A 26,451-nucleotide genomic window follows, 5' to 3' on the forward strand; every position below is an offset into this window, starting at 1 on the left:
TCAAATGGCGCCCTGTCTGGGGCGCCGTTTTTTTCTACATTGACCGTATGATGTCGAGTATCTTAAATAATTTGTTGATGTTCGTTTTGGGGCTTCTGGCGTTGAGCTTTCTCGTGACCATTCACGAATTAGGCCATTTTATTGTCGCCAAGTGGAACAAAGTCCGAGTGAACACGTTCTCTGTAGGCTTTGGCAAAAAGCTTTTCCGATTCAAGAAAGGCGAAACGGAATATTGCATTTCGGCAATTCCCTTTGGCGGTTACGTCGCCATGGCTGGCGAAAATCCAGATAGCATTGAAGATGGTAAGCTTCCATCGCAAGATGATTTTTTGGGAAAGTCGGTTGGCGCTCGAGCGGCGATTGCTTTTGCGGGGCCGTTCGTGAATATCGCATTTGCATTTATCCTTCTGATTTTCCTTTATATGGTTGGCGTTCAGGAACCTGATAATAAGAGTCTCATTATCGGTTTTGTTGCGAAAAATTCGTCTGCTGAAATTGCAGGCATCCAGCCGGGTGATACGATCACGTCTATCAATGGCAAGGAAACGCAAGGATGGGATGATTTTCGTGAACAGATTGGCGTGAGCCTTGGTGCTGATGTGATGCTCGAAGTGCATCGTGGCGGTGAACCGCTTGCCATCAAGGTTGTTCCGCAAGAACTCGTGATCCCGGCGGCGGATTCCGCTTCAGAACCTATAAAGATGGGAATTGGCGATATCGGTATTTATCCGCGCAACCGCGTGATTGTGCGCCTGCCGCCTAAAGAAGGTTCTGCGGCGCAGAAGGCTGGCATCATGCGCGGTGATACGCTCTTTGAAATTAATGGTGAACACATTTCCCGTTACGAAGATGTTATTCGCCTCATTGATGGTTCCAAGGGGGCCGAAGTCAACGTGACGCTTTTGCGCAGTGGCGAAAAGGTCAACGTGAAGATGACTCCTGCTTACAATGAGGAATTCAAACGCTACATCGTCGGAATCCAGATGGGCTATGTGATGTTCAGCGAAACGCACCTCGTGCGCCGTGGCCCGATCGAAGCGTTCGAGAAGACCTGTGCCACGAGCTGGAAAATGACGACGAGCATATTCCGCTATTTCAAGCGCTTGTTCCAGGGACAGGTCAAGGTCGATGCTTTCTCCGGCCCGGTCTCGATTGTCGCCGTGATGGGCAACGTGTGGATGAGCGGTTTTCAGGACTTCCTCATGCTCCTTGCACTTATCAGCATTAACCTCGGCGTCATGAACTTGCTCCCACTTGCGATTACCGATGGCGGTCTCCTCTTGTTCCTTGGCATAGAAAAAGTGCGTGGCAAGCCGTTAAGCCTCAAGACGCAATCCGTGATCCAGAACGTCGCGGCGGCATTCTTCATCAGCTTCTTCGTTTTTATCACGATTCTCGATTTCGGGAAAATCTCGCTCTTCTTGAAATAGAAAATGGCGGCCTCGGCCGCCTTTACTGTCATTCCTCTTCGAGACCCTCTTGTCATTCCCCTAACGGGGCTTGACATGTTCGCCTCGGATATAGAAACATGCAAGCATGTTTCTGCATCGCTCGGCTCCATTGTCATTCCCGCCTCCGAGCGGGAATCTCCATTTATCTCGCTTGCATGTACGCGTACGCGAAATTCATCGGCGGTGTACTGATGCAAATGTATTCGAAAATCTCGGGACCCATATTGCGCAGCCCGTGAATTTCCTTCTCTGCAAATCGCACGACATCGCCTGCTTCAAACGGAACTTCCTTATCGTCGGCAAGCAACAAAACGCCACGGCCTTGAACCGCGACCCAAACCTGTTCCGACGTATAATGCTTATGGCGCGGCTGTTCTGCACCCGGCATGACAGAAACTTTCGTGACCGAAACCTTTTCTGATCTGCTGTTCTCGGGCGTGAGCATCTGTGCAGATTCCACTCCTGGGTTGCACAAAACCGTTATGTCGTACTTTTTAATCAGTTCCATTTCGTGTACAAAGATAGCTCTTTATTGTGCACAAATGGCTCAATGCTGTGCTAATCTTCTGTATTTTGCAGGTTTTAGGCTTCCATCCCGAGAACGGCACGGGCGAGCTGGTCTGCGCAAGAGGTTGGCTTTCCGCCGCAGGTGTTGCCGAGCAACTTGGCTGCAATGTCTTCGGCCTTCATGCCTTCGCAAAGTTTTGCAATGGCCTTGAGGTTTCCGTTGCATCCACCCGTAAAGCGGATGTTGCGGATAATGTCTCCGTCACGCGTGAACTGAATCGTCGTTGCGCATGTACCTTTTGTCTTAAATGTCTCTTCCATAGTAAACCCGTTGTTGTGATTTGTAATGTCTGCGCGTCTCGTCATCCTGAGCAACGCGAAGGATCCAGTGAAGTCTTGATTTGCATTAAATATAGAATGTCTTGTCATACCGCGTGGCGACTTAGCGATCGCTAGTTATTTTTTATAGATTATAGCAACAAACTATATGGCAATGGTTTAGGTATGAATATTCTTGTTCTTTCGGGTAGCCCGCGCAAGGGCTGCAATACGGATTTGCTGGTGGAATCGTTCGTAAAGGGCGCTTCGCAAAAGCACCAAGTCGAAGTCGTTTCTGTTCACGATTACAAGGTCAATCCTTGCATCGGTTGCAATTCGTGCTTTGCCCGCGATGACCACAAGTGCTGCCAGAAAGATGATATGCAAATCGTCTACGACAAAATGGCGAATGCCGAAATGCTCGTGATTGCATCGCCGGTTTATTTCTACGGCTTGAGCGCACAGCTGAAAGCAGTCATCGACCGTTTCCACAATCCGATCCGCGATACGTTTCACATCCACAAGATGGCTTTGCTTCTGGTCGGTGCGGCTTCGCTTCCGGAACTGTTCGATGGCATCCTCACGCAGTACAAGCTTTGCTTGAATTTCTTCAAGTTGCAGGACATGGGCCAAGTGCTTGTGCGTGGCGCAAAAGATAAAGGCGATGTCAAGAACGGAGATGCGCTCCAAAAAGCTTTTGAGTTAGGACAAAGTCTTTAAAAATATGTAAGGAGGGAAAATGAAACGTTTTCGTGATTTTATCGGCTATTTGTTAGGTGGGATTCTCTTTGTGATGCTCATCCCGACAATCATGTGGCTTGCATCTGGAATGCCCGCGCTTTGGCCTGTTGATGCTTGGCGCTGCGTTGTGGCGCCTGTCGTGATGCTTGTGGGCCTTGTGCTGAGTGTTTGGACTATCGTCTACATGCGCAATCGCGGCAAGGGCAATCCGATGGATGCTTTTGGCCACGAAGTGGCCCCGCGTACGCAGCACCTGATGGTCGAAGGCCCGTATAAAATCAATCGCAACCCGATGCTGACCGGGACTCTCGTTTACCTCGTGGGTGCCGCCGTGTGGCTGTGGACTTGGCAATCGTGCGTCGTATTTGTCGCCTTCTTTGCCATCATGATGGTGCAGGTGCTGAGCGAAGAAAAACGCCTCCGCCGCGACTTCGGCGAAGAATACGAAGAGTATTGCAAACACTCACGCCGGTTCTAAAATTTGAGATTTTGTATGTAATTCATTTTACAGCTTGAACTTTACACCCCAAGCCATGAAACCGGCCTGCCCGATTCCAAACTGCCAAAAGAAGGATGTGTCCTTTCCAAATTCAAATCCCGCAAGGGACAAATGCCAAAGTGTATTTGCTTTAAATTCTTCACTGTTGAAAAGGAATACGGTTCCAATTGCCAGTAGAGAGTAAAAACGAAAATTAGATTCGTTAATCCAGTTAATTTTAGCTTTGGGCATGAACGTAATGGTGTGATTGTTATAACCGGAACCGACATACGAATATGTCAGTATGCCGCCGGTTTCCAATTTTCCCCATAGCTCGTATCCATATGCGACATTGAACGAACTCATTGTTAAAAGATTGACATCTTTTAGGTCTTCTTTGTCACCACCAAAGTAACTGACTAGCGCATTTGCTGCCATGACGCTTGCTCCAGTCGTGTTTAAAAGACCGTAGCTAAGGCTCACGCTGTGGGCTCCATTTTCACTGGCGAATAAAACAGAAACTGTAAACAGCAAACAGAGAATAAACGATTTCTTCATATAACAGACAATATAAAAAAGTTTATTTGTTACGGCTTTGTCGAAAAATACTCCCGTAATTTCTGCAGATTCTAAAGATTACGTTCATAAGCTCGTATAAATGATAGTCATAATTGTGTTTAAATATAACATTGTTGACGGCGCTGCCATGAAATGATGAATTTTTCTTGTGTGCTTGCCGATGTGCATTAATGTAATGTGCTAAAATGAATAATCTGCATAATATTCTGAAATGATTATGCAAATTTTGTGACTTTTCTGCATAAAAAAGCTATATTATATGCAGAAAAGAATACGATTATGCATAAATTTGATTATTCATTCCTGAAAAATGGGCTTTTGCCCGCAAATTTGGTCAATACGACGTCCTCTATTGCGTCGTTAAAGACGATGGCGTCGTTTCGCAAGGAATCCTATCAGGAAATTTTCACGGAACTTGAATCCATAGCCAAGGTCCAGTCCGTCAAGAGTTCAAATGCGATTGAGGGTATCATTACTAGCGATGATCGAATTGCACAAATCGTGAACCAGAACAGCGCTCCGCTTAATCACGATGAAGCCGAAATCGCTGGCTATCGTGATGCGCTTTCGCTTATCCATACCGGCTATAGTGATATTCCGTTTTCTGTGCAGAGCATGCTCTCGCTGCACCGGACTCTTCTCGCACAAGTCGCCCAAAGTCGCGGAGGCGTGTTCAAAAACGAAGACAACGTGATTCTGGAAATCGACAAGTCGGGAATGCGCAAGATTCGCTTTGCTCCAGTGAGTGCTGCTGAAACGCAAAAGGCGATGGAACAACTTGAACTTGCTTACATGGATGCTGCGGCTGATGACTCGATAAGCAAACTGTTGCTGATTCCATGCGTGATGCTTGATTTCCTGTGCATTCATCCATTTAGGAACGGAAACGGCAGAATGTCACGATTGCTCTCGCTACTTCTTTTGTACAAGAATGACTACGATGTCGGCAAGTACATTTCTTATGAAGAACAAATCAACAAGGATAAGTCGTGGTATTACGAATCGTTGCGGGAATCTTCCGTGAATTGGCACGAGAGTCGCAATGATTATTTCCCGTTCGTTCAGCATTTTTTAAGTATGCTTTATCAGTGCTATCAGGAATTGGATAAACGCTTTGCGACTGTAAATTCTAATAAGATCACCAAGTCTTCCCGCATCGAGGCAACTGTCTTGAATAGCCTTCTCCCGATATCGAAATCCGAGATATGCAAAATTCTTCCCGATGTCAGCCCGACTACCGTCGAATATGTTTTGGGAAAGATGCTGAAGAGCGGAGTCGTCACGACTGTCGGCGCCGGGCGCGGCACAAAGTATCTGAAGAAGTAACGACATCTCGTGGATTTTTATGGAGAAGGTAGAAACTATATGAAATTTTTAGCAGTATTCCTTTTGACGCTTTCGTTGGTGGCGACAAGTTCTTTTGCGGTGTCTCTGAATTCTCCGTTGGTTTTGTCAATGCAGGAATACGAAGGTACTATGACCTCCGACGATTTTGACTATAATGAAAGATCGGAGGCTGATTTCGGTTTCTTTAAACCCTTTGTGGGTGTGATTTCGTTTATGCTTGTTATTTTCGGGTTTTCTTGGGGTGTGCTGGGGGCAAAGGAACTCAAGGACGGGGTGATGGTGGAGGTGCGATGCTTGGTGAAGGCTTGGGCATAACTGTTTTAGGGGGCTTGGGCCTATACTGGGCATTTTGAAAAAAATGCAGCGGAACGCTGCACTATCTATTTTGAAACGTTTTCGACGTAAAGAATTAGATTGTAAAGCCGTGTATCTGCTTTGGACGATTCCATTGAACGATGTTCAATTTGTGTGAAGTAGGTTGAATCGGTTGTGTAGTATGTTAAAGGAATTGCGTCTAACTCTTCGTTGTTGGAAATCGGCTTTATTATATAGCGGTCATTGATAGTGCCGTTCTTGTCTCGGTATGGGAAAAACATCGCTTTCAAGTCATGTGGCTTTTTGGAAATGTGAATGGTTTCGTACATTTGATATTCTTGGTCGGCATCTGTTTTCTTGTAGATGTTGTATTCAAAATACAAACTGTCATTATTGATGCCTATAGCGTTGTGAATGCCTTCATAATGTGCTGTGTCGTCAACGGCAAGGAAAATACAAGCTTCGGGGGCTGAAGTTGCTTTTTGGGAAATGCTGGGTAGTGCATGATAGCCTTTTGCCGTTGCACAACCGCATATTGATAAGGTGATAATGCCTAAAATTGTAACTGCCCAGTAGCGGGTTCTTTTCATATTTTCCTCCAGAGATGACGTGTTGAGGGGCTTGGATAACTCTAATTATACATTATTCCGTATGTTGGCAGATTTCTTATAATGCATTTTTCTACATTTCCCCCCGTACAAAGATAAGGATTCGCTTATGAATATTCTCGTCGTTGGTAGCGGTGGTCGCGAACATGCCATCGCTCTTGCAGTCAAGAAGTCGCCGCTGTGCGACACTCTCGTGTGCGCTCCGGGCAACCCGGGCATGGCTAACCTCGGCAAGTGCGTACCGGTGGATGTGGCCGACCCGAAAGCCATTGCCGACCTCGCGGTTGCCGAAAAGATTGACCTCGCGGTCATCGGCCCCGAAATTCCGCTGGTCGCTGGCGTGGTGGATGAATTCCGCGCTCGCGGTCTCCGTGCTTTCGGCCCGACTGCGGCTGCTGCCGCGCTCGAAGGCTCCAAGGCCTTCAGCAAGGATATCATGAAGAAGTACAACGTGCCGACGGCAGCCTTCGAGACCTTCACCGATCTCGCCTCTGCCAAGAAGTTCCTTGCCGAACACCCGGCTCCGATCGTGGTGAAGGCGTCGGGCCTCGCTGCGGGCAAGGGCGCTATCGTCTGCATGACCGACAAGGAAGCGAACGACGCAGTCGAAGAAATGCTCGGCGACAAGGCGGTCTTCGGCGAATCTGGCAAGACGGTCGTGATCGAAGAATTCATGGACGGCGAAGAAGCTTCCATCTTCGTGGTTTGCGACGGCAAGGACTACGTGATTCTCTCCTCTGCCCAGGACCACAAGCGCGTCTTTGACGACGACAAGGGCCCGAACACGGGTGGCATGGGCGCTTACAGCCCGGCTCCGGTAGTCACGGACGCTCTCCTCGACGAAGTGAAGAAGACGATTATCGAACCGACCCTCAAGGGCATGGCCGCCGAAGGCAAGCCCTACACGGGCGTGCTTTACGTGGGCATCATGGTGACTGCGAAGGGCCCGAAGGTCGTGGAATACAACTGCCGCCTCGGCGACCCCGAATGCCAGATTGTGCTTCCGCTCTACGACGGCGACGTGCTCGCTCTGTTCGACGCTGCCGAAAAGGGCGAACTCGCCAAGCTCGGTGCCCCGAAGGCTCCGAAGGGCAGCTCCGCTATCGTCGTGCTTGCCAGCGCTGGTTATCCGGGCTCCTACGAAAAGGGCAAGGTCGTCACGGGTATCGAAGAAGCCGAAAAGAACGGCGCCCAGGTGCTCCATGCCGGTACCAAGATGGTGGACGGCAAGCTGGTCACGAACGGTGGCCGCGTGTTTGGCGTGGTGGGCCATGGCGAAACGCTCCAGGCTGCTCTCGACATCGCTTACGAAGCCGCCGAAAAGGTTCAGTTCGAAGGCAAGTTCTACCGCAAGGACATTGGCAAGAAGGGCCTTGCAAGACTCGCTAAGAAGTAGGAAGTAAGAAGTAGACAGTAGGAAGTAAATATGCAGATTAATGAAGTTCCGAATGCAAAGGTCGGTATCGTTGCGGGTAGCAAGTCCGACCAGGAAACTGTAGACAAAATCACCGCTGTGCTCGACCAGTTCGGCATCACGTGGGAATACAACATCCTCTCTGCACACCGCACCCCGAATGCGACCGCGAAGTATGCTCGCGAAGCCGCCGGGCGAGGCCTCCAGGTCCTCATCGGTGTGGCTGGCCTCGCTGCAGCCCTTCCGGGTGTGCTCGCAGGGCACACGATTCTTCCGGTGATTGGTCTGCCCTGCGCGGGCGGCCCGCTCAACGGCGTCGATGCACTGCACTCTATCGTGCAGATGCCCCCGGGAATCCCGGTGGCAACAGTCGGCATCGGCAACGGCAAGAATGCCGGTTTCCTCGCTGTCCACATCGTCGCCCTCTCTGACGCAAGCGTCCGCGAAAAGCTCGTTGCTTACCGCAAGGGCCTCGGGGATATCGAAGGCTAAGTCTTCTAATTCCGAATTAAAAAAAACGCTGGCGTTTCGTCAGCGTTTTTTGCTTTTTTGTCACAGTCTCTTTGATTTTACTCACATGTAGCCGTATCTATCGCTTTCGACTTTTATATATTGTCTTTATCTTAAATTTTATCCATTATAAAGAGTATTGGGGTCTATGTTTTACCGTGCTTTGAAAAGTGTTTTGTTGCTTGCGTTTACTTTGTCGGTTTCGTCTATGGCGGCGGAATCTTCGGATTCGTCTTCGTCTGTGCAGTCCCAAAGTGCGGCGAATCTCGACAAACTGCCTCAGTCTTCGGCGACTCTCGAATCGCAGACCCCAGGCGTTCAGCCGTCCTCAAGTGCTAGTGCGCCTGCAAAGCCTCTTTCCAAGTGGCAGACCCTTCCCGAAGTCAATGCCTCGTGGATGAATGGCGAACGTCTTGAATATGAACTCAGCTGGGGTTTTATTACGGCTGGCTACGCTACTCTCGAAGTCAAACCGCGCAAGGATGGCAAGGTCGAGTTCCTCACATTTGCAACCGCCAACAAGACGGTCAATAAATTTTACCCTGTCCATGATACCGTCTATACGCTTGTTCACAAGAAAGGCCTCATGACGGATGTATTCCGCAAGTCCCTTCACGAGGGTACTTTCCACAACAAGTCGCTTATTAGGTTTAATCGCGATGGCAAGAAGGCCGTTCTTTCCGATACGGTATTTAAGGACCCGGTCAAGCACTATGTCAAGCGCTCTGCAGATACGTCTGTGACGATTGATGGGCTTGAACACAGCATTATGTCGGCGTTTTATCTTGTGCGTACGCTTCCGCTTAAAGAGGGTGAAACATCTCGTTTTTCGGCGGTAAGCGGGAAAAAGCGCTATGAACTGAAGGTGATTATTCACAAACGAGAAACGATCAAAACGGATTTGGGCACGTTCAAGACCGTTAAAGTAGAACCTGTCCTGGATGGTGACGGCATTTTCAATTCCAGCGGTCGCATTTTCATCTGGTTTACTGACGATGAAAAGCGACTTCCAGTGCTCATGCAGTGCGAAATTAAGCTTGGTTCGATTAAGGCAGAGCTGAAAAAGGCTAAATAGTCATACTAGAATCTTACGAAATTGTAAAATCAAACGAAAAAACAAGTTTTACAAGAAGTTTTCGAAAAAAACTTCTATAAAAAGTTATATTCCAAGCGTGGTTATTTATCCGAGGCTTTTTTAATGCTGAAAAAATTGTTGTTGCTGTTGTGTCTTTCGAGTTTGGTTGCATGGGCTGCTCCTGCAAAAGCGCGTAAAGCTAAGTCTAAAAAGGCTGCTCCTGTAGCAGAACAGACCGTTGAAGCTCCTGCTGCTCCTGCGGAATCCGATGATGGCTTTATGTCTGTTTCCGAGGCTCCTTCTTCTTCTGCGGCAAAAGCTGTCGATGATGATGACGAGGAAGAAAATGCCGAAGCGTCTATGGCTGGCATGAATGCCGCACAGAAAAAGGACTTCCTTTCCCGTAAAAAGTTTGAAGAAGAACAGCGCTTGGACGAATATGCAAACTCCGAACGCCGTCGTGACTGGCTCAAGGACCGTCTCGTTTTTGAATTGGGACTTGGTTCCCGTATGCCGTTCATGGGTGAATCTGGCATGGGCATGGGCCTTGGCGCTGGCGTCGAATATATCACTCGCTGGCATGTAGGCGCTTTTGCCTCCTTCGGTTTCTTGCCGAAGGTCAAGGACAGTGAATTTGATTATATGGAACTTGAAGGTGGTACGGGTTACAAGATCGGTATTAACTACTACTTCTTCCCGAAGATTCCTATCCACCTGGGCTTGTCCGCTTCTTACGGTACGGTCTACTTTGACCACGATATGGAACCGGATGACAGTGGTCTTCGCCGCTTGATTTCTGTAAAGGGCTACCAGTTTGATATCCTGGTGTCTTACCTCTCGAATGAATGGTATTATTTGCAGTTCTCTTTTGGTTTCTACTATTCTCCGGAACTTGCCAAGCCTCGTGAATCGAACCCGAGCTTCAAGGAAACGAAGGACTCCAAGACGGAAACCGAAGTTACTTATGCTTCTCGCGTCGTGAACAAGCCTAACGGCATGGACAAGACCGGCATCGTGTTCGGCATTACCATCGGTTATTCCTTCCCGGAATTCTTCCCGGACGATACCGAAAAGCGTCGCCGTCAGCGTGAAAAGGAACGCAAGAACGCCAAGTAATCCGCATCTAGCTTAAGTGCTAAAAAGCCCGCCAGTTCATCGAACGGCGGGCTTTTTGTTTGCTTTTAATACCCATGTCCGGAATCGAACCGGAATACCTTCCTTCGGAGGGAAGGACACTATCCATTGTGATACACGGGCGTGAGCCTTTAAGGCGGGTATAATATAATAATTTAGACGAGAGAATGTGCCTACGGCACTACAGATGACAAATGCAAAAGGCGAATGCTGCAGGGCTGCTTGCAGACCTATAACTGAGCCGAGCATTTGGGGCTTGCCCAAAGACGAAAGTATCTCTCGTCTCTCGTCTTTAGTCTCTAGTCTATCAATTTGACCACAAGTTCGTGCGGTTCGGCATCCACGACGAGTGCGTTGTGGAACTCTCCCACGTCGCCATCGCCCTCGATGACCTTCACGATATCGTCGTTCTCCATCGAGTTGCCTTCCGTGCGTCCGTAGAAGTGGTATTCGCTTTCTTCGGCGACCTGGTCGATGATGATCTTGACTGTCTTTCCGATCATGTTCTCGGCGTATTCGGCGGCAAGTTCTTCCTGGTAGTCCGTGACTGCTTCGAGCCTTGCGCGGGCATCGCTTTCGTCCACGGCGGGGAGGTCCATGTCCATCACCGGGGTTCCTTCTTCGGGGCTGAACACGAATCCGCCCAAGTGGTCAAATTGCACATCCTGCAAAAGTTCCATCAGCTCTTCGAAATCTTCGTGCGTTTCACCGGGGAACCCGACGAGCACGGTGCTGCGGAGCGTCACGCCCGGGATGCGTTCGCGGATCTTGTGCAGAAGGTCAACAAGTTCCTTTTTGCGGTAATTGCGCTTCATGTACTTGAGCATCTTGTCGCTTGCATGCTGGATCGGCATGTCCACGTACTTCACGAGGCGCGGTTCTTTGGCCATCAAGTCCAGAAGTTCATCGTCCACGAACATCGGGTACCAATAGAGCATACGGATCCACGGGATGCTCGTGTTGTCCAAGAGAGCGCGCAAAAGTTCGACAAGCGTACCGTCCTTCTTGCCCTTTTCACGTCCAAAGTAGGTTGTGTCCTGTGCGATCAAAGTAATTTCCTTGACGCCCTGGGCTTCGAGGTCCTTTGCCTCTGCGACGATGTCTTCAATGGAGCGGGAATCCTGCTTGCCGCGAATGAGCGGGATGGCGCAGTAGGCGCAACGGCGGTTGCATCCTTCCGCGATTTTCAGGTAGGCATGGTGCGAAAATCCGCCCAGGTTCATGCGGGGGAGGTTCTCGGCGTCGCAGCTCTGCGGTGCGACAATGCCCATCTTCTTTAAAAGTTCGCCTGGCTTGTACGTGCCGACCCAGTAGTCCACTTCGGGCAGTTCCTTCATCAGCTCTTCGCCATAGCGGCCGCTGAGGCAGCCCGAAACAATCAGTTTCTGCTTGGCCTTCTTTGCTTTGGCCTGTGCAAGAATCGCATTGATGGATTCTTCCTTTGCGGCTTCGATAAAACCGCACGTGTTCACGAGGATGTAGTCCGCCTTTCCGGCGGTATCGCAGGTTGCAAAACCTGCATGGAGCATTTCGCCGACGAGGTTTTCTGCGTCGACCTGGTTCTTGGCGCATCCGAGATGCACGACAAAGACTTTGGGCTTTTTTGTAGGCATGGCACAAATATAGAATTTGAGGCAAGGGGTGCTTCGACGACGTGTTCGGGAGCTGTTTTTTTTCAATGATGGCTTTAAAGCTGTGCTTCTGTATCTTTTTTTTATATTTTCCAAATAACAAAATAATAAGGAGAGTATTTATATGAAAAAAATTATCCTTGCATCAGCAATTATGCTTGCTATGACCGCTTGCGATACTGGTACCAGTGCTAATGCTGACTCCGGAAAAGTCGTGAACGGTTTTTCGTGCAAAGTGACTCGAACGGCCAATTCCGTTACGCTTTCTGAAACGTATGTGCTGGGAACCTATAAACAAACGCAAACGGTTTATCAGGATCAATATGGTTTTGATTATTCCATTTGGGCTTCGGACATTGTTTTCACTGATCTTGAAGAAGCCGCTGAGGTATGCGCGGACGAAAGGGATGAAGCCAGGAGCTGGAGAGATGGCAGCTACCAGGTGGAATGCTCGTCGAATTCTGTGCATGTGAAACAGCGTGATGATAGCACTCGAGAGGATCTGGAAGAAACCGCTGCCGAGTACCAGGCCCAGTGTGACGATGGTTACCGGAGAGCCCAAAACGGCACTCTTTACGAATACGATTGATCCTGTTTTCGTTAGGTTTTAAATGAAAAAGGCTCCGCAAAGTGCGGGGCCTTAACAGTTCGTTGTTCTTGTAAAATTACATATCTTCGCTTCCGCCCGGCTGGCCGATGCGGTCGTTCTTGCGGTTGTCCACCCATCCGGCATAACCCTGCGGAGCGAGGACTTCCTTGCCGAACTGCTGGGCGTTTGCAATCGTGGAGAAATACCCGACGCGTACACGGTAGAACGTGCCTTCGAGTTCTCCCGGGTTTTCAACTTCGGCGACGTATGCCTTGATGCCCTGGTCGGAGAGCTTGCTCACGACGTTGTTGGCGGCTTTTCTGGAGGGCTGGATGCTTACCTGGATTACGAATGGGCCGGAGGCTTCTTGTTCGACGCTGGATACCGGAGCTGGGGTTTCGACAGGAGCGGGCTTTTCTTCGCTAAGGGATTGGATCGGAACGAGTGCCGGTTCTTCCTGGACTGGTTCTGGAGCCGCTTCTTGCACTGGAGCGGGTTCTTCGACGACGGGTTTTACCTCGACTTGTGGAGCAGGCTGTTCTTCCTTGCTACCGCAAGCAGAAAGTAGGGCGATGGAAAGGGTGAATGCCCCAAGTAAAGAAACCGATTGCAATTTCATGGTCGTACTCCGCTAAAAAAATAGTTCTCCGGCAATTTGGAAAATCTTACAAATAATATACATAAGTCTTTGATACTTCGCAAGTTATGAAGATTTATTTTTCTGAAAAAAGTCCATATTTTACAAAAAATTACGAGGAAATTTTGATTATTTATTTAGTTTTAGTGCTCAAATGTTTATGCATGCTGTAAAGCAGAAGCCCTGGAAAAATTTCCAGGGCCTCGTAATTTAAAGCGGATTGTTCTTCTTAAGAATCGCAATACCCGTTACGGAACTCTCGACATGTGGAAGCCCATGATCATTTGATCGTCCGGGGCGTCGTTCTGAGTGCAAGCGAGCTTGAGAATGATCTTTCCGGATGCCGGAACCGTGAACGAATGGAGAATGTACGGTTCGCGGATTTCCTGCATGGATGCGCTAGAGTATTCATAGCTGGACTTGGAGGTGAATTCGGTACCGTTCTGGAAGAGGTGTGCTTCCATCTTGATCGGCAACTTGCCCAAGGACTTGATCGTGTTGCCCTTCATGAGCCATGTCACAGCGAGCTTGTACTTTTCACCAGCCACTAAACCGTCGATGAGGACGTTTTGCGTCTTGTTGTTTCCGTTAGCGTCCTTGAAGAGAGACGTGTAGTTTGCTCGGTTCCAGTAGCCGGAGAAGGACTTGTTGGATGCCATGAGGTTGAATGCCGGAACGCCCGGAACTGCACCGCCATCGGAATCTCTGTCTTCAATGAGGTTGCCAAGAGTAGAAGTCAGGAATACGGGCTTGACCATTTCCGGGTGACCCTTGAAGAACGGGTGCTTGCTCATCAAGACTGCGCCCATGGCTGCAGAATACGGTGTCGATGCGCTCGTTCCGTTAAAGATGTCGCCGTATGCATCCGGGAAAATGGGGTCTGTGAAGTTCGTGAGGTTCATGATATCGGGCTTCGTATTGCCGATATTGGAGTTGATGTAGTTGCTGTACGGCAAGTAGAAATAGGCCGGTCCTTCCGGAGTTGTACTTGGAAGCGGGTTCACGGCGCCGACAGTAATGACGTTTGCTGCCTTGCCCGGGGAATGGATGGTCGGTTCGGGCTGCAAGCTTTCGCTCTTGAGGTTACCTGCGTTCACGAATTCGGTAACGCTGGTTTCATAGACGTAGTTGTCGTACTGGGCGTCGATGACTTCGTAGTTATTGCGGTACTGGCCGTTATAGTAGAAGCCCAGGGAAGTTGTACCAATGTAGATCTTCGGGCTGAACGAAGACGGGTCTGCAGGACCATCGTGGCTGTTCAGGACCGTGTAGTCATAGCCGTAGACGTTTACGTTCGGTGCAAAAAGCTGGAGGACGCCAGTCACGCCGGTAGCGTGGTCGCTGGTGCCGGAGCATCCCGGCGTGGAGTGCTTGGACGGGTCCGGAATTTCACTTACTCTTGCGCAACCCTGTTCCAGATAGTAGACGCCGACGTCATTTCCCTTGTATCCGTCAGCGTGTGCAAAGTTGAGCTGGGAAATTTCGAGAGCTTCGTCACGCGTTACGTAATTGGCGGTGTAATAGCCGTAGCCACGAGTGTAGTCTGTAACGGTGAGGTAGTTCGGTTCGACCTGCAATTCTTCGCTTTCGATGTAGATTGCATCCGAAGACTTGAGCTTCTTTTCGATTTCAGTAGGAGTCAAGAAAGCCTTGTAAGATTTCTTGAGCGGCTTGCGCTTCTTTGCACGGCGCTTTTCCCAGTCTTCTGTTTTCTTGAAGAACGACTTTCTGTCGATTGTCTTGCCGTTCAGCCAGAACTTTTCTTCCTTGGAATCGCCATTGAAGGAATAGAATGCGCTGATCGGTTCGATATCAATGTTGTCCACCTTCAAGTCCGTGACGGTGACTTCCATTTTTGGTTCGATTTCATCTTCAACCATGTAGACGGTGGAATCGCGGAACTGACCTTTTTTGGATTTGCGGCCGAGAATATCGCTCTTGAGGACAACTTTTCTCTTTTGTGCGTTGATTTTTTTATTAGCCTTTTCTGCTTTGTATTTTTCAACAAATTCCCTAGCTTTTGGGGACAAGCGGTCTAGATGATTGTCTGCTAAACCTGCTTGCGCAGAGACTACTCCAGCAAGTGAAAGTACCAATAAAGTCTTGGTATTCATCCTTTTCTCCTAATTTAATTGTAATTGATTATTTTACATTTTGTTAGCAAAATGTTGTATGAATATAATTTATTCTTTGAAACAAATGAATATGATGGGTTGTAAAATGTGAAATATTAAAAATATTTTACATAAAACAGGCTGAGTATGAGTGTGGCACCATTGTTTTAATCCCTTTAAAAGCCTCAAAACATGAAAAATGGTTTTGACAACCCCCTGAATTATTTCTATTTGTAATAAAAAACAATTTTTGTTGTAACAAAAAGAAAAGGTTTATATGGGCTTCAACATGCACGGGCTGGCGTTCAAACAGTCCATGATGACCCTGGTCGGTTTCAGCATCGTGTTTGCGACGCTGTTTGGGGTTCTCAGTTTTAAGGTGCAAAGCGAGCTTTCGACGTTGCTCACGGAAAAAGGCGAAGAGATCAGTCTTGCAAATGTCGCCATAATCGAAAAGCTTTTCGAAAAAGGCAAAAAGCTCGGCGATGAATATGCTGAAGTGCTTGGTAAGGAAATGCTTTCGGGCAAGGACCTTGATGACTTTCTGACGCAGGCGGTCTTTGACGCGCGGCAGACGCTTCCGCAGGTGCTGGCTGTTGTGGTTGCCTATGAACCGGGGATGGCGCCTAAGGCAAAATGGCATCAGGAAGTGATGCGGCTGGCCCAGTATTCGGGTAATGACATCAAGCTCTTGAAGGGGAAGGATTATCTGGAGAAAACTTGGTACAAAAGTACCAAGAACTTGCAGAAAGGGCTTTGGCAAGAACCTTTTATCGGAGACTTTATCAAGGAACCCATTGCAATTTATACGGCTCCGATTTACCAGAAAGATGCTTATGGAAACACCGTCTTTGCGGGTGTTCTCTGTGTTGATATGTCGATTGCCTTCCTTAAAGAAACGGTAGCCTCGATCCCGGTGTCGAATTCCGGGTATGTGGTCGTCCTGTCTGCAAATAATACTGTTATCGCGCACCCTAAGAACGAAATTGTTTTCAAGGAGAGCTTGTCCGATCTCTCGGGAGGGATGGGAGTTCGTACGGTCACGGAATTTGAGAAGGCTGTGCAGAGCATGAAAAAGGGGCTTTTCATGGGGAGCACACCCGATGGCAAAGAGGCGGTTATCTACTTCAAGGCGATGGATGCGAATGGATGGACGTTCATGATCGTGTGGCCCGCGCATGAATATATGGAAAGCCAGCGTTCCCTGGAAAAAATGTTCGCGTGGATGAGCGTTGCGGGCTATGTTGTGATGTTGTTTTTGATATTTGTAATTTCGTCCAGGGTGTCCCGCCCGCTCAAGGAGCTGGCTGTGGCTGCAAATAAAATGGGGCAGGGCGATTTCGATGTGGAAATTCCGCACCTCTCTGGCCGCGATGAAATTGCTCAGTTTGCGTGGGCGTTCCTGAACATGCGCACGTCGCTCAAGGAACATATCGAGAAACAGAAGGACTTGGACCGCATTGAAAGCGAGCTAGATTTCGCGAAGGATATTCAGCTTGGGTTCCTTTCGATGACGGAAAAAGAGGAAAATTCTGAGGACTCGCTCCATGAACTCACTCCGTTCCTGCAACCGGCGAAGGAGGTCGGTGGTGATTTTTATGATTTCTTCAAGCTGGATGATGGACGTTTGTGTGTAGTCGTGGGCGATGTGTCGGGCAAGGGAGTCCCGGCTGCGCTGTTTATGATGGTGTCGCGCATTGTGCTCCGTACGACGGCTAGAAACTTGCAGTCTGTTGTTGAAACTTTTGAGAAGGCTAATTACGAGTTGGCGAAACGTAACCGCGCGAACATGTTTGTAACCGTCTGGATGGGGTTTGTCGATTTGCAGACGGGGCGTATAGAGTTTGCATCGGCGGGGCATAATCCGCCGGTGATTCGCCATAAGGATGGCTCGGTTGAACTTGCGAAGAGCAAGGCGGGGGTCGTTATGGCGGCTATGGAAAACTCGCGCTACAAAATGCAGACGCTTGAGCTTGCCCCGGGCGATACACTGTTTCTCTATACCGATGGCGTGACCGAAGCGACCAACGAGCATAACGAGCTGTTCGGCAATGACCGGTTGCTTGATGCCGTTTCGCTTGGTGGCGGGCGGGGTACTAAAGAAATTTGTCGCTTTGTCAAACGCCAAATTGACGCTTTTACAAGAAATGCCCCGCAATTTGACGACATTACCATGCTGGCGATGGAATATAAAGGGGGTAATGACCGGTAAGCTTAAAGTGCTTACAAAATGTTACCCTTGACGGATTTAGAATATTTAGGTATATTTGGCTATCCAAAAACTGAATTTTTAACCAAAGGATTATCGTGATCGGCGTTATTGTTAAGTCCAACGAACCTTTCGAACGCGCACTCAAGCGTTTCACCAAGTCTTGCGAAAAGAATGGTATCATTTCCGACGTCAAGAAGCGTCAGCGTTTCGAAAAGCCCTCCGAAGAAAAGAAGCGTATTGAAACGGCTGCTCGTCGCAAGCGTCTCAAAGAGATTGCTGACCAGAACCGCAAGCGTCTCTACTAATTCGATTCAATAATCGGAAATTTGCTAAGCTTTAATGAGTTGTCGGCTGGTGCTGATGACTCATTAGGTGTTTTATAACAAATCTTCATCGCTTGGAGCGAAGCGTTATAATCGCTCGAGGTCAATATGAGTTGTGCATTGCTTACCCAGATTCTCGACGACATCAAGACCGCCATGAAGGCTCACGATGCCGAAACTCTCGGAACTCTTCGTACGCTCCATTCTGACATCAAGAACGAAGCTATGAAGTCTGGTGCCACTCCGGCACAGATTACCGAAAGCATTACCGATGCCATGTGCATCGACGTTCTCGCCAAGAGCGTGAAGCAGAAGCAGGAATCCATCGAAATCCTCAAGAAGGGCGGATTCCTGGACAAGATCCCGGCCGAAGAAGCTGTCATTGCCATCTACCGCAAGTATATGCCGGCCGAGATGACCGAAGACGAAGTCAAGGCTCTCATCGCTGAAATCAAGGCTGCAACGGGCGCCTCTTCTCCGAAGGACATGGGAAAGATCATGAAGGAACTTTCCCCGAAGGTCAAGGGCCGCTTTGATTCCAAGCGCGCTTCTGCCCTCGTACAGGAAGCGTTGAAATAGTCGGAAGTAGACGGTAGGAAGTAGGAGGGGAACGTTTTCCCCTGACTCGTACTTCGTGACTCGTCACCCCTTCTAGCGTGGCCTCAGACGCCGGCCCCGCAACGCCCCGCTGTCATGCCCGCCACTGAGCGGGCATCTCCTTTTTTTATACAGCTAAAAAAATTATATTTCCTTCATCAATCATTTGTTGTAATTCATTGAAATATCCAAAGGTTTGCTTTATGCGCAAATTATCTTTTTTCATGTTGATTGTGTTCGCCATTCAGTTGACTGGTTGCTTGGGCTTGGCTTATCGCATGAGTTCGTTGGAAAAAACGACGTTTGCGCCATCTCTTTCTGACGCCTACAAAAAAAATATAGGGCTTGATACAGTTTACAATGTTGGCGCAGGTGGAATGACCATTGAACAAATTCAAGAGAAAACACATCCTGCGGTACGAGATTTTCTTTTAGAATTTATTCAGAAAGATGAATTTGATTACAAAAAATATCTGAAGTTTAATTTGGTTGAAGGCTTTATTATGGATGCCGTCATGAAAAAGGATGATGACGAAAATGCCACGGTTTATTTGGTGCATGTGAATTATGGTGGAGAAAAAGATGATTCTTTGCGTGAAAAACTGAAAGCTGTTTATGATTTATGGTACATTAATGGACGCGTCACGAGGCTGATGCGTCGTATTGGTGACAAAATTATTTATGACATGGATGTTGAAAAAAAGTATGAATTAGAATATTACGATGATGGTCAAGTCATGTCCGAATATCGAGGTGAATTTTTAAATGATACTGATGGTGCTTCTAGATATAATGGGACATATACCATATATTCCGAAAGGGGTAAAAAGGCTATTGAATGTGAAATTAGCGATTTGCGAGTGGAAAAAGAATCTTGTAAAAAATGGGATGAAAAAGTAGATTTAAACAAGGTTTTTAACCATTAATCCGTTTACTCAAAACGTATTTACTGAAAAAATCAATGACTTCTGGTGAAGAAAGACGAATTCAAGAACTGGAGCTGCTCTACAAGATCAGCTCTATTTTGAACCAGAGTCTTGATTTCGAAACGGTGGCGCATCCTGTATTGCAGACCGTCGAATCGGTGATGGGCGTCGAGCATGCGACCCTCACATTGTACAACCGCCATACCGGCGAAATTTCCATTGAAATTGCAGAAGGCTTGAGCAGCCGCCAGGCGAGCAAGGGCCGCTATAAGGTGGGCGAAGGCATCACGGGCCGCGTCGTTGAAACAGGCAAGCCCATCATCATTCCGTCTGTCGCGAAAGACCCGGACTTCTTGGATCGCACGGGCCGTGGCAAGACCGAGGACAAGGCTTTCCTTTGCGTTCCGATTATCATGGAACAGGAAGTCGTTGGCGCCTTGAGTGCCGACGAACACAACCCCGACGAGGCAAACCTCAACGACCAGATTCATTTGCTCGAAATCATCGCGCAGATGCTTGCAACTGCCGTGAAACTCCGCCGCCAAGCCCGAGAAGAAAACGAAATCCTCAAGGCCGAAAACGAACGTATGGCGATGGAGCTTAAGGCCAGATTCCAGCCGGACAACATCATCGGAAAAACGCCCGAAATGCAACAGGTCTATACGCAAATCGACCAGGTTGCCAAAAGCCCGCTCCCAGCGCTGATTGTGGGCGAGGTGGGAACTGGCAAAGGTCTTGTTGCAGAAGCAATCCATTTCCGTTCCGACCGCAATTTAGGGCCGTTCGTGCGAGTGCATTGCGCGGCCCTCCCGGAGTCCGTTCTGGACCGGGAACTTTTCGGTAGCGAAAAGGGCGCCTTGGTTGGCGTCGTCAACGAGGCGCCGGGCCGCGTCGAGCAGGCCGAAGGCGGAACGCTATTCCTCGATGAAGTTGCAGAACTTACGCCGAACTTGCAGATAAAGTTGCTTCGCCTTTTGCAGCAGGGCGAAATGGAACGCGTGGGCGCTCGATTCCCGAAAAAAGTGAACGTGCGCGTGATTTGCGCAACGACTAAGAACTTGCAGCAGATGGTCTCGGATGGAACCTTCCGTGAAGACTTGTACTACCAGCTTCACATTGTTCCAATTTACGTGCCGCCTCTTCGCAAGCGCCGCACCGACATTGTGCTCTTGGCTGATTACTTTGTGGATCATTACTGCCGCTTGGTCGGCAAAAACGTGCGCCGCCTTGCTCGCGGGACGATTGAAATGCTCATGAGTTACCCGTGGCCGGGCAATGTGCGTGAACTCGAGAATGCGATTGAACGTGCGGTGCTCTTGACTGAAGAAGATGTTATCTACCCGCATCATTTCCCGCCGACCATCCAGACGGATGAAACGAGCGGAACGCCTGTGAGCGGGAACCTCAAGCTCATGGTCGAGGCGTACGAACGCGATATCATCTGCGATGCCCTTAAAAGTTCTAGGGGTAAAATGGCTGCTGCAGCCCGCAGTCTCTCGACCACTCCGCGCATCCTCACGTACAAAATCAAGCAGCTCGGCATCGACCTCGCGGCGTTTACCAAGTAGCGATCAAGTTGTCGCGCCTGCCTGAATGTCATGCCCGCCGCTGAGCGGGCACCTCCCTCTCGTCTAAAAACCTATATTGCTACACATGGAACTGACTCAGCTTAAATACTTCTTGGAGGTGGCCCGCACGGAGCATGTCACGCAAAGTGCAAAGAACCTCTGCATCGTCCAGCCGGCACTTACGCAAGCTATCCACAAGCTCGAAGATGAGCTGGGCGTATCGCTGTTCAAAAACTCCGGGCGAAACATCAAGCTCACCGATAGCGGAAAGTTCTTTTACGAAAAGCTCCAGCCGCTTTATGAAAACATGATGGCGCTCCCGGCGCTACTCAAGGAGACTGCAGATAAGCAGAATAACAACGTCAAGCTGAATGTCCTTGCGGCATCCACGCTCATCACAAGCGCTGTGATTGAGTATAAACGTGGTAATTCCGATATTGACGTGGACATTGTGCAAAATGAGGAGACAAGCGTCTTTGATATTTGCGTTCGCACTTACGCCAATTACAAGCCGGAACTTGATAATACCGAAAGTGATGAAACGTTTGTCCATTCTGAAAAAATTTTCTTGGCTGTTCCCAATACGGCGCAGTATAAAAAGCTCGATTCCATCTCGCTATTTGACTTGAAAGACGAAAAATTCATTCGTCTTTATGGATCTAAGCAGTATAGACAAATTTGTAATGAACTTTGCGATAGTATTGGATTTCATACAAATGTTACATTTGAAAGTGATAACGCCGCTGTTGTCAAGGAAGCTGTTGCCGCTGGCATTGGCGTTGGTTTCTGGCCGGAACTCTCGTGGGGCAAGATGGACCACAAGCGCGTCAAGCTTCTTGAAATTACCGATACGGATTTCAAGCGCGATATCGTGGTGTCGCTCCGCCGCAACAAGCAGGACAATTCTAAGACGGAACAGTTCTATAATTTTTTGACGAAGTACATTCTCCAGTGCCAATCCAAAAAGCGGAAGTAACTTTGCGTAGATTGCCAAAGTTTTCCAATTTTACTGTTTACAGCCTGCTATCAACTTCCTACTTCCAACTTCCTACGGCCGACTAATTGCTATCTTTACCCCGTAAATTAACTAACAACTATCAACTATTAACTAGTAACTAAAATGCAATTCCGTCCTGTTAAAGAACAGCTTGAAATTTTGATGCGCGGCGTTACCGACATCGTGCCGCAAGACGAACTCGAAAAGAAACTCCAGAAGTCCTACGAAACGGGCAAGCCCCTCCGTATCAAGATGGGTGTGGATCCGACGGCTCCGGACGTCCATTTCGGCCATACGGTCGTGATGCGCAAGCTCCGCCAGTTCCAGGACCTCGGTCATACGGTCGTCCTCATCGTGGGTGACTACACCGCGCAGATTGGTGACCCGAGCGGCCGTAACAAGGCCCGTCCGCGCCTCACGCACGAACAGGTGCTCGAAAACGCCAAGGAATATCAGGAACAGTTCTTCAAGGTCGTCCGCCGCGACCAGGTCGAAATCCACTACAACGGCGAATGGTTCTCCAAGCTCCCGTTCAGCAAGGTCACCGAACTCATGGGCCAGTTCACTGTCGCCCAGATGCTCGAACGCGAAGACTTCCACAACCGCTATGCCGCCAATACGCCGATCAGCCTCCACGAATTCATGTACCCGATGATGCAGGGTTACGATTCCGTCGCTATCCAGAGTGACGTGGAACTCGGCGGCACCGACCAGAAGTTCAACGTGCTTCGTGGTCGCGACCTCCAGATTTTTGAAGGCATGGAACCGCAGATCGGTCTCTTCATGCCGATTTTGCTCGGTACTGATGGCAAGGTCAAGATGTCCAAGTCCATCGGCAACTACGTTGGCCTCAATGAACCGGCTGACGTGATGTACCACAAGATTTACAGCCTCGCCGACAGCATCGTCGAGAACTGGTATGAACTTTTGACCAACATCCCGCTCGACGAAGTCAAGCAGATGATGGCAGACATCGCCGCGGGCAAGATGAACCCGAACGAAGCCAAGCACCGCCTTGCTATTGACATCGTGACGCAGTACTACGGTGCCGAAGCTGCCGAAGCCGCTGCCGCCAAGGAACGCGAAATCCATAGCGGTAACGCCATCCCGAGCGATGCTGCTGAATGCTCTGTTGATGCTGGCTCGTATGGCGCCCTCGATCTCCTCGTGAACATCAAGGCTTTTGCTTCCAAGGGCGAAGCTCGCCGCATGGTGCAGAACGGCGGTGTGAAGATTGGCGGTGAAAAGCTCGCTGATCCGCAGGCCCAGATCGAAATCAAGGGTGGCGACCAGATTGTCGTTCAGGTGGGCAAGCGCAAGTTCTTCAAGGTGAACTTCTAAGGTAAGCGATGTCAAGGGAAATCTTAGTTCTCGGTTTGAATCCTGCCTGGCAGAGGGTGTTCTTTCTGGACAAGTTTACTCCAGGCGAAGTGCACCGCATCTCCAAGGTCAAGGAATACGCGTCGGGCAAGGGCATCAACTGCTGCCGAGTGTTGCAGCTCTTGGGCGGTACTCCCCGCTTGATGCATTTCCTTGGTGCCGGGAACGGAGAAAAAATCTTTGACGAGCTTTCGGCTTGCGGCATCCAGCAGGTGCCAATCTGGATTCGCGAGAATACGCGCATCTGCACGACGATTGCCTGCAATGGCGATACCACAGAGCTTGTGGAACCGTCCCCGATGCTTGCGGATTCCGAGAACGAAGACTTCACGCAAACGCTGAATGAATACTGGGATTCTACGCAGTACATCGCCTTGTGCGGAACATTCCCGCAAGGCTTTAACGCAAAGATATTCAATGACCTTGATTTCAGCGACAAGCACATCTTTGTTGATGCCATTGACGGCATTGACGAACTCCTCGCGAAAGGCGTGGACGTCCTGAAAATCAACATGCTGGAATACTGCAAGCTCCTGGAGCGCATGGGTATTCCGCAGGTCAAGTCGAGTCCGCAGTTCTGGAAGATGACGGCAACGGCAGTTCTCGAGCGCCTCCCGATCAAGAATCTCATCGTGACCGAAGAAGACGCCCCTGTACGTGCTTTCCGCCTCATGGAAAAGAAGTTCCAGGGAATCCAGTTGCAGCCGCCGACCATCAACGTAAAAAATGATATTGGCGCCGGAGACTCGTTCTTTGCGGGCTGGCTCTATGCGTTCGAACAGAACTTGAGTTTTGAAAGCTGCTTGGCGAAGGCTACAGCCGTGGCAAGTGCCCGTTGCGAAGTCGAACGCCCGTGGAACTTGAGCCTCGACCGCGTTGCCGAACTTGAAAACGAACTCTCGACAAAGGTCGAACGTCTCGAATAAGGGCGTGTTATGGAAGACAACTTTGTTCCTTTGTTTGCCTTTGCGTCAAACTTGGAATTCTTTGGCGTCTTTCCAGAATGCAAGTCCTTTGTCCAAAGTGACATTCGTTTAGGCGAAATCGTCGAACTGCCCGAAGGGCGCGGCTTTGCCGTAGTCCTTGGCGTGGGCTTGCTTGAATTTGCAACAAATTTATCTGTATTGCTTTCTCGGTTTGCTGCCGAAGGGCCTTTTACGCATGTGGTGCTTGCGGGAATCTGTGGTGCCTATCCTGGTCGCGGATTGGACGTTGGCGATGTAATTCGCGTCGATTCTGAAGTTGTTGGGGACCTTGGCGTTGTCGAATGTGATGGATCGTTTACGCCGTGGCACAAGGTTTGCGCAGCTTCTGTGAACGGTTCTGCCTCTCAAGTGCCTGCGCCTGTCTACGAATCCTCGTCGCTACGGGGTGTTCCCGCCTGGCTTTCGAATTTAAAGCCTACCGCCGGTCTCAGCGTCAATTGCTGCACGGGAACCGCCTCCATGGCGAAAGAACGTAGCGAAAACTTCAATGTCGATGTCGAATCGATGGAAGGGGCGGCCTGCTTTTCGGTTTGCCACGCCTTTTGCATTCCCTGCTACGAAATCCGTGCCGTAAGCAACTTTGCCACTACCCGCGATAAATCTGCCTGGCGCATCAAGGAAGCCCTGGACAGGCTCCGGGTTGCTATTGCTGCGATGTAATTTTTTTGTAGCCAAGCCTATCGAAAAATATTTTGTATCGCGTATGTTTTTCTTATGTTATTTTTGTAAATAATTTATCGTTAAACAAGGAGTTTAAAATGAAAAAAATTGTTTTTTTGGCATTGTCCGTGCTTGCTTTGGTAGCTTGCTCTTCGGATTCTAAAGTTTCCGAACCTGAACCTTTGACTATCCAGTGGTCTCTATCGGGGACTTTTGGCGGTTCCGTTCTTGATTCTCTCCGTAGCGACATGAACTTGACGGGAAATGTGAACCGTTCCGCTTCGACGACCTTGCATTTGAACGGTTATGATACGACTTATTTCGAAAACAAGATTGTCGTTGAACATGTTATGAACGGCATTAAAAGGGAAGCCGAAATCGATGAAGCCGGTAATTTTACATTCCGCAATGCGGATGCTATCGTCTTGCAAGGGCGTAACGATGTTCGGTTTACTCCGCGAGCCAAGGGAAATGTGAATCTCAGTCCGTGGTCTGTGACTGTCCGTGCCATGGTTTATTAGTTTTCTGTATTTTTATGCAACTCTCTCTTGGTATTTCCACTTGCCCAAACGACACCTTCATCTACGAAGCTTTGCTCCAGGGGCTTGAAAATTCCCCATTTGAATGGAAAGTGACGTTTGCCGACGTACAGACCCTCAACGAGATGGTTCTGCGAGGTGAACTCGATGTCGCAAAGATCAGCGCCCAGGTCTATCCCCAAATTGCCGAAACGTACCGTTGCCTCGGTTGCGGGGGCGCCATCGGGTACGGCTGTGGTCCGCTTTTGCTCTCTTCTCAGTCTGATACGTTCAATCCTGAACTCCCGACAACGCTTCCGGGCGCAAATACGACCGCAGCGCTTCTTTTCAAGTTCTGGTATGCGCACCATTTCAAAAACGCTCCAAAACTCGAATATGCCCTCTTTGACGAGGTGTATCGTGGACTCCTTGCCAAAGGCGTTCCCCAGGGCGTTACAATCCACGAACACCGCTTTACGTGGAAAAGGGACGGCCTCCATCTTTTGCAGGATCTGGGGGCGTTTTGGGAGCAGGAGACGGGTTCTCCGATTCCGCTGGGGATCGCCGTTGCAAAAAAGGAATTGGGGTATGCGACTATCGAATCCGTTGAAAAAGAGATTCGGCATAGCCTCCAGATTGCCCGTCAAAGGCATGATCCGGTGACCCCGTTTATCGTCGAAAAAGCACAGATCGATGACGATGAAGTCATCAAGTCCCACATCGCCATGTTCGTGAATGACTTCTCCGAAAATGTTGGGGAGGCCGGTTTTCGGGCTCTTGAGAATCTGTGGCGGTTATCACACTGTTAATAAGTTGTTGAATTAACCCAAACCTAT

The 26,451-nt window shown here is 49.2% G+C and carries 28 protein-coding genes and 1 tRNA gene; 21 read left to right on the forward strand and 8 right to left on the reverse strand.

Going from position 1 to position 26,451, the window contains the following annotated elements; all coding sequences use genetic code 11:
* The first annotated feature begins 77 nt into the window (after window positions 1-77).
* Window positions 78-1,430: an RIP metalloprotease RseP gene (gene rseP / locus B7990_RS13055; RefSeq protein WP_254917541.1), complete on the forward strand. Its 1,353-nt coding sequence runs from the start codon at window positions 78-80 to the stop codon at window positions 1,428-1,430.
* 163 nt (window positions 1,431-1,593) lie between these two features.
* On the opposite strand, the gene B7990_RS13060 is transcribed toward rseP, so the two are convergent.
* Complete coding sequence (locus B7990_RS13060; protein ID WP_088641360.1) at window positions 1,594-1,959, reverse strand: cupin domain-containing protein; 366 nt, start codon at window positions 1,957-1,959, stop codon at window positions 1,594-1,596.
* Between the two features lie 74 nt (window positions 1,960-2,033).
* A complete protein-coding gene (locus tag B7990_RS13065; protein ID WP_088641361.1) occupies window positions 2,034-2,279 on the reverse strand; it encodes a TIGR03905 family TSCPD domain-containing protein in 246 nt (81 codons plus the stop codon).
* A 183-nt stretch (window positions 2,280-2,462) separates the two neighbouring features.
* On the opposite strand from B7990_RS13065, the gene B7990_RS13070 reads away from it, so the two are divergent.
* Both B7990_RS13070 and B7990_RS13075 read left to right on the forward strand, forming a co-directional pair.
* Complete coding sequence (locus B7990_RS13070; RefSeq protein ID WP_088641362.1) at window positions 2,463-2,996, forward strand: flavodoxin family protein; 534 nt, start codon at window positions 2,463-2,465, stop codon at window positions 2,994-2,996.
* Between the two features lie 19 nt (window positions 2,997-3,015).
* Window positions 3,016-3,495, forward strand: a complete 480-nt coding sequence (locus B7990_RS13075) for an isoprenylcysteine carboxylmethyltransferase family protein (RefSeq protein WP_088641363.1) — start codon at window positions 3,016-3,018, stop codon at window positions 3,493-3,495.
* Window positions 3,496-3,522: 27 nt separating this feature from the next.
* Here B7990_RS13075 and B7990_RS13080 read toward each other — a convergent pair whose 3' ends face one another.
* Window positions 3,523-4,053 (reverse strand): hypothetical protein, encoded by a 531-nt coding sequence (locus B7990_RS13080; protein WP_088641364.1) that lies wholly within the window; start codon window positions 4,051-4,053, stop codon window positions 3,523-3,525.
* A gap of 300 nt (window positions 4,054-4,353) precedes the next feature.
* Here B7990_RS13080 and B7990_RS13085 point away from each other — a divergent pair, with 300 nt between their 5' ends.
* Together B7990_RS13085 and B7990_RS13090 are read left to right on the forward strand one after the other, a co-directional pair.
* On the forward strand, window positions 4,354-5,400 hold the full coding sequence (locus tag B7990_RS13085) for a Fic family protein (protein ID WP_088641365.1): 1,047 nt from the start codon (window positions 4,354-4,356) through the stop codon (window positions 5,398-5,400).
* Window positions 5,401-5,439: 39 nt separating this feature from the next.
* Entirely contained in the window at window positions 5,440-5,736 is a 297-nt protein-coding gene (locus tag B7990_RS13090; RefSeq protein ID WP_088641366.1) for a hypothetical protein, read from the forward strand.
* Between the two features lie 65 nt (window positions 5,737-5,801).
* Here the strand turns inward: B7990_RS13090 and B7990_RS13095 are convergent, their stop codons facing one another.
* Window positions 5,802-6,326 (reverse strand): hypothetical protein, encoded by a 525-nt coding sequence (locus B7990_RS13095; RefSeq protein WP_088641367.1) that lies wholly within the window; start codon window positions 6,324-6,326, stop codon window positions 5,802-5,804.
* Between the two features lie 127 nt (window positions 6,327-6,453).
* Here B7990_RS13095 and purD point away from each other — a divergent pair, with 127 nt between their 5' ends.
* The 4 genes from purD (at window position 6,454) to B7990_RS13115 (ending at window position 10,459) form a co-directional block, all read left to right on the forward strand.
* Entirely contained in the window at window positions 6,454-7,740 is a 1,287-nt protein-coding gene (gene purD / locus B7990_RS13100) for a phosphoribosylamine--glycine ligase (protein ID WP_088641368.1), read from the forward strand.
* Window positions 7,741-7,770: 30 nt separating this feature from the next.
* Entirely contained in the window at window positions 7,771-8,250 is a 480-nt protein-coding gene (gene purE / locus B7990_RS13105; protein ID WP_085491545.1) for a 5-(carboxyamino)imidazole ribonucleotide mutase, read from the forward strand.
* Window positions 8,251-8,416: 166 nt separating this feature from the next.
* The gene (locus B7990_RS13110) at window positions 8,417-9,343 is read left to right on the forward strand and encodes a DUF3108 domain-containing protein (protein WP_254917533.1); all 927 of its coding nucleotides are present in this window, start codon (window positions 8,417-8,419) and stop codon (window positions 9,341-9,343) included.
* A 123-nt stretch (window positions 9,344-9,466) separates the two neighbouring features.
* Entirely contained in the window at window positions 9,467-10,459 is a 993-nt protein-coding gene (locus B7990_RS13115; protein WP_088641369.1) for a hypothetical protein, read from the forward strand.
* 69 nt (window positions 10,460-10,528) lie between these two features.
* Here B7990_RS13115 and B7990_RS13120 read toward each other — a convergent pair.
* Window positions 10,529-10,600, reverse strand: a tRNA-Arg gene (locus tag B7990_RS13120).
* Between the two features lie 176 nt (window positions 10,601-10,776).
* Window positions 10,777-12,090 (reverse strand): 30S ribosomal protein S12 methylthiotransferase RimO, encoded by a 1,314-nt coding sequence (gene rimO / locus B7990_RS13125; protein WP_088641370.1) that lies wholly within the window; start codon window positions 12,088-12,090, stop codon window positions 10,777-10,779.
* Window positions 12,091-12,232: 142 nt separating this feature from the next.
* Here rimO and B7990_RS13130 point away from each other — a divergent pair, with 142 nt between their 5' ends.
* The gene (locus B7990_RS13130) at window positions 12,233-12,697 is read left to right on the forward strand and encodes a hypothetical protein (RefSeq protein ID WP_088641371.1); all 465 of its coding nucleotides are present in this window, start codon (window positions 12,233-12,235) and stop codon (window positions 12,695-12,697) included.
* Between the two features lie 76 nt (window positions 12,698-12,773).
* Here the strand turns inward: B7990_RS13130 and B7990_RS13135 are convergent, their stop codons facing one another.
* Complete coding sequence (locus B7990_RS13135) at window positions 12,774-13,316, reverse strand: SPOR domain-containing protein (protein WP_088641372.1); 543 nt, start codon at window positions 13,314-13,316, stop codon at window positions 12,774-12,776.
* Between the two features lie 266 nt (window positions 13,317-13,582).
* The gene (locus B7990_RS13140) at window positions 13,583-15,448 is read right to left on the reverse strand and encodes a S8 family serine peptidase (RefSeq protein WP_088641373.1); all 1,866 of its coding nucleotides are present in this window, start codon (window positions 15,446-15,448) and stop codon (window positions 13,583-13,585) included.
* Window positions 15,449-15,725: 277 nt separating this feature from the next.
* Here B7990_RS13140 and B7990_RS13145 point away from each other — a divergent pair, with 277 nt between their 5' ends.
* From B7990_RS13145 to B7990_RS13195, 11 genes are all read left to right on the forward strand, one after another.
* Window positions 15,726-17,660, forward strand: a complete 1,935-nt coding sequence (locus B7990_RS13145; protein ID WP_088641374.1) for a SpoIIE family protein phosphatase — start codon at window positions 15,726-15,728, stop codon at window positions 17,658-17,660.
* 95 nt (window positions 17,661-17,755) lie between these two features.
* Window positions 17,756-17,965: a 30S ribosomal protein S21 gene (gene rpsU, locus B7990_RS13150; protein ID WP_014546541.1), complete on the forward strand. Its 210-nt coding sequence runs from the start codon at window positions 17,756-17,758 to the stop codon at window positions 17,963-17,965.
* 126 nt (window positions 17,966-18,091) lie between these two features.
* Window positions 18,092-18,562 carry a GatB/YqeY domain-containing protein gene (locus B7990_RS13155; protein WP_014546542.1) on the forward strand — a complete coding sequence of 157 codons (471 nt, stop codon included), beginning with the start codon at window positions 18,092-18,094 and terminating at the stop codon, window positions 18,560-18,562.
* A gap of 221 nt (window positions 18,563-18,783) precedes the next feature.
* Window positions 18,784-19,506: a hypothetical protein gene (locus B7990_RS13160; protein ID WP_088641375.1), complete on the forward strand. Its 723-nt coding sequence runs from the start codon at window positions 18,784-18,786 to the stop codon at window positions 19,504-19,506.
* Window positions 19,507-19,541: 35 nt separating this feature from the next.
* Window positions 19,542-21,074, forward strand: a complete 1,533-nt coding sequence (locus B7990_RS13165) for a sigma 54-interacting transcriptional regulator (RefSeq protein WP_088641376.1) — start codon at window positions 19,542-19,544, stop codon at window positions 21,072-21,074.
* 85 nt (window positions 21,075-21,159) lie between these two features.
* A complete protein-coding gene (locus B7990_RS13170; RefSeq protein ID WP_088641377.1) occupies window positions 21,160-22,050 on the forward strand; it encodes a LysR family transcriptional regulator in 891 nt (296 codons plus the stop codon).
* 144 nt (window positions 22,051-22,194) lie between these two features.
* Complete coding sequence (gene tyrS / locus B7990_RS13175; protein WP_088641378.1) at window positions 22,195-23,412, forward strand: tyrosine--tRNA ligase; 1,218 nt, start codon at window positions 22,195-22,197, stop codon at window positions 23,410-23,412.
* An 8-nt stretch (window positions 23,413-23,420) separates the two neighbouring features.
* Window positions 23,421-24,377, forward strand: coding sequence for a 1-phosphofructokinase family hexose kinase (locus B7990_RS13180; RefSeq protein ID WP_088641379.1), 957 nt, complete (start codon window positions 23,421-23,423; stop codon window positions 24,375-24,377).
* A 9-nt stretch (window positions 24,378-24,386) separates the two neighbouring features.
* Window positions 24,387-25,097 carry a futalosine hydrolase gene (mqnB, locus tag B7990_RS13185; RefSeq protein WP_088641380.1) on the forward strand — a complete coding sequence of 237 codons (711 nt, stop codon included), beginning with the start codon at window positions 24,387-24,389 and terminating at the stop codon, window positions 25,095-25,097.
* A gap of 98 nt (window positions 25,098-25,195) precedes the next feature.
* Complete coding sequence (locus B7990_RS13190; RefSeq protein WP_088641381.1) at window positions 25,196-25,618, forward strand: membrane lipoprotein lipid attachment site-containing protein; 423 nt, start codon at window positions 25,196-25,198, stop codon at window positions 25,616-25,618.
* A gap of 14 nt (window positions 25,619-25,632) precedes the next feature.
* Window positions 25,633-26,424, forward strand: coding sequence for a 1,4-dihydroxy-6-naphthoate synthase (locus B7990_RS13195; RefSeq protein WP_088641382.1), 792 nt, complete (start codon window positions 25,633-25,635; stop codon window positions 26,422-26,424).
* The last annotated feature ends 27 nt before the right edge of the window (window positions 26,425-26,451 follow it).

Origin of the sequence: Fibrobacter sp. UWB4, assembly GCF_002210345.1 — a bacterium.
GTDB lineage: Bacteria > Fibrobacterota > Fibrobacteria > Fibrobacterales > Fibrobacteraceae > Fibrobacter.

Excerpts from the sequence above, each read along its gene's own strand:
- B7990_RS13115 (WP_088641369.1), top strand. The coding sequence starts at position 9,467 with ATGCTGAAAAAATTGTTGTTGCTGTTGTGTCTTTCGAGTTTGGTTGCA.
- tyrS (WP_088641378.1), top strand. The coding sequence starts at position 22,195 with ATGCAATTCCGTCCTGTTAAAGAACAGCTTGAAATTTTGATGCGCGGC.
- B7990_RS13075 (WP_088641363.1), top strand. The coding sequence starts at position 3,016 with ATGAAACGTTTTCGTGATTTTATCGGCTATTTGTTAGGTGGGATTCTC.
- B7990_RS13080 (WP_088641364.1), bottom strand. The coding sequence starts at position 4,053 with ATGAAGAAATCGTTTATTCTCTGTTTGCTGTTTACAGTTTCTGTTTTA.
- B7990_RS13170 (WP_088641377.1), top strand. The coding sequence starts at position 21,160 with ATGGAACTGACTCAGCTTAAATACTTCTTGGAGGTGGCCCGCACGGAG.
- mqnB (WP_088641380.1), top strand. The coding sequence starts at position 24,387 with ATGGAAGACAACTTTGTTCCTTTGTTTGCCTTTGCGTCAAACTTGGAA.
- rseP (WP_254917541.1), top strand. The coding sequence starts at position 78 with ATGTTCGTTTTGGGGCTTCTGGCGTTGAGCTTTCTCGTGACCATTCAC.
- B7990_RS13195 (WP_088641382.1), top strand. The coding sequence starts at position 25,633 with ATGCAACTCTCTCTTGGTATTTCCACTTGCCCAAACGACACCTTCATC.
- B7990_RS13145 (WP_088641374.1), top strand. The coding sequence starts at position 15,726 with ATGGGCTTCAACATGCACGGGCTGGCGTTCAAACAGTCCATGATGACC.
- B7990_RS13190 (WP_088641381.1), top strand. The coding sequence starts at position 25,196 with ATGAAAAAAATTGTTTTTTTGGCATTGTCCGTGCTTGCTTTGGTAGCT.
- B7990_RS13085 (WP_088641365.1), top strand. The coding sequence starts at position 4,354 with ATGCATAAATTTGATTATTCATTCCTGAAAAATGGGCTTTTGCCCGCA.
- B7990_RS13070 (WP_088641362.1), top strand. The coding sequence starts at position 2,463 with ATGAATATTCTTGTTCTTTCGGGTAGCCCGCGCAAGGGCTGCAATACG.
- B7990_RS13130 (WP_088641371.1), top strand. The coding sequence starts at position 12,233 with ATGAAAAAAATTATCCTTGCATCAGCAATTATGCTTGCTATGACCGCT.
- B7990_RS13095 (WP_088641367.1), bottom strand. The coding sequence starts at position 6,326 with ATGAAAAGAACCCGCTACTGGGCAGTTACAATTTTAGGCATTATCACC.
- B7990_RS13140 (WP_088641373.1), bottom strand. The coding sequence starts at position 15,448 with ATGAATACCAAGACTTTATTGGTACTTTCACTTGCTGGAGTAGTCTCT.
- B7990_RS13155 (WP_014546542.1), top strand. The coding sequence starts at position 18,092 with ATGAGTTGTGCATTGCTTACCCAGATTCTCGACGACATCAAGACCGCC.
- B7990_RS13065 (WP_088641361.1), bottom strand. The coding sequence starts at position 2,279 with ATGGAAGAGACATTTAAGACAAAAGGTACATGCGCAACGACGATTCAG.
- B7990_RS13160 (WP_088641375.1), top strand. The coding sequence starts at position 18,784 with ATGCGCAAATTATCTTTTTTCATGTTGATTGTGTTCGCCATTCAGTTG.
- B7990_RS13090 (WP_088641366.1), top strand. The coding sequence starts at position 5,440 with ATGAAATTTTTAGCAGTATTCCTTTTGACGCTTTCGTTGGTGGCGACA.
- purE (WP_085491545.1), top strand. The coding sequence starts at position 7,771 with ATGCAGATTAATGAAGTTCCGAATGCAAAGGTCGGTATCGTTGCGGGT.
- B7990_RS13060 (WP_088641360.1), bottom strand. The coding sequence starts at position 1,959 with ATGGAACTGATTAAAAAGTACGACATAACGGTTTTGTGCAACCCAGGA.
- B7990_RS13180 (WP_088641379.1), top strand. The coding sequence starts at position 23,421 with ATGTCAAGGGAAATCTTAGTTCTCGGTTTGAATCCTGCCTGGCAGAGG.
- purD (WP_088641368.1), top strand. The coding sequence starts at position 6,454 with ATGAATATTCTCGTCGTTGGTAGCGGTGGTCGCGAACATGCCATCGCT.
- rimO (WP_088641370.1), bottom strand. The coding sequence starts at position 12,090 with ATGCCTACAAAAAAGCCCAAAGTCTTTGTCGTGCATCTCGGATGCGCC.
- B7990_RS13110 (WP_254917533.1), top strand. The coding sequence starts at position 8,417 with ATGTTTTACCGTGCTTTGAAAAGTGTTTTGTTGCTTGCGTTTACTTTG.
- B7990_RS13165 (WP_088641376.1), top strand. The coding sequence starts at position 19,542 with ATGACTTCTGGTGAAGAAAGACGAATTCAAGAACTGGAGCTGCTCTAC.
- B7990_RS13135 (WP_088641372.1), bottom strand. The coding sequence starts at position 13,316 with ATGAAATTGCAATCGGTTTCTTTACTTGGGGCATTCACCCTTTCCATC.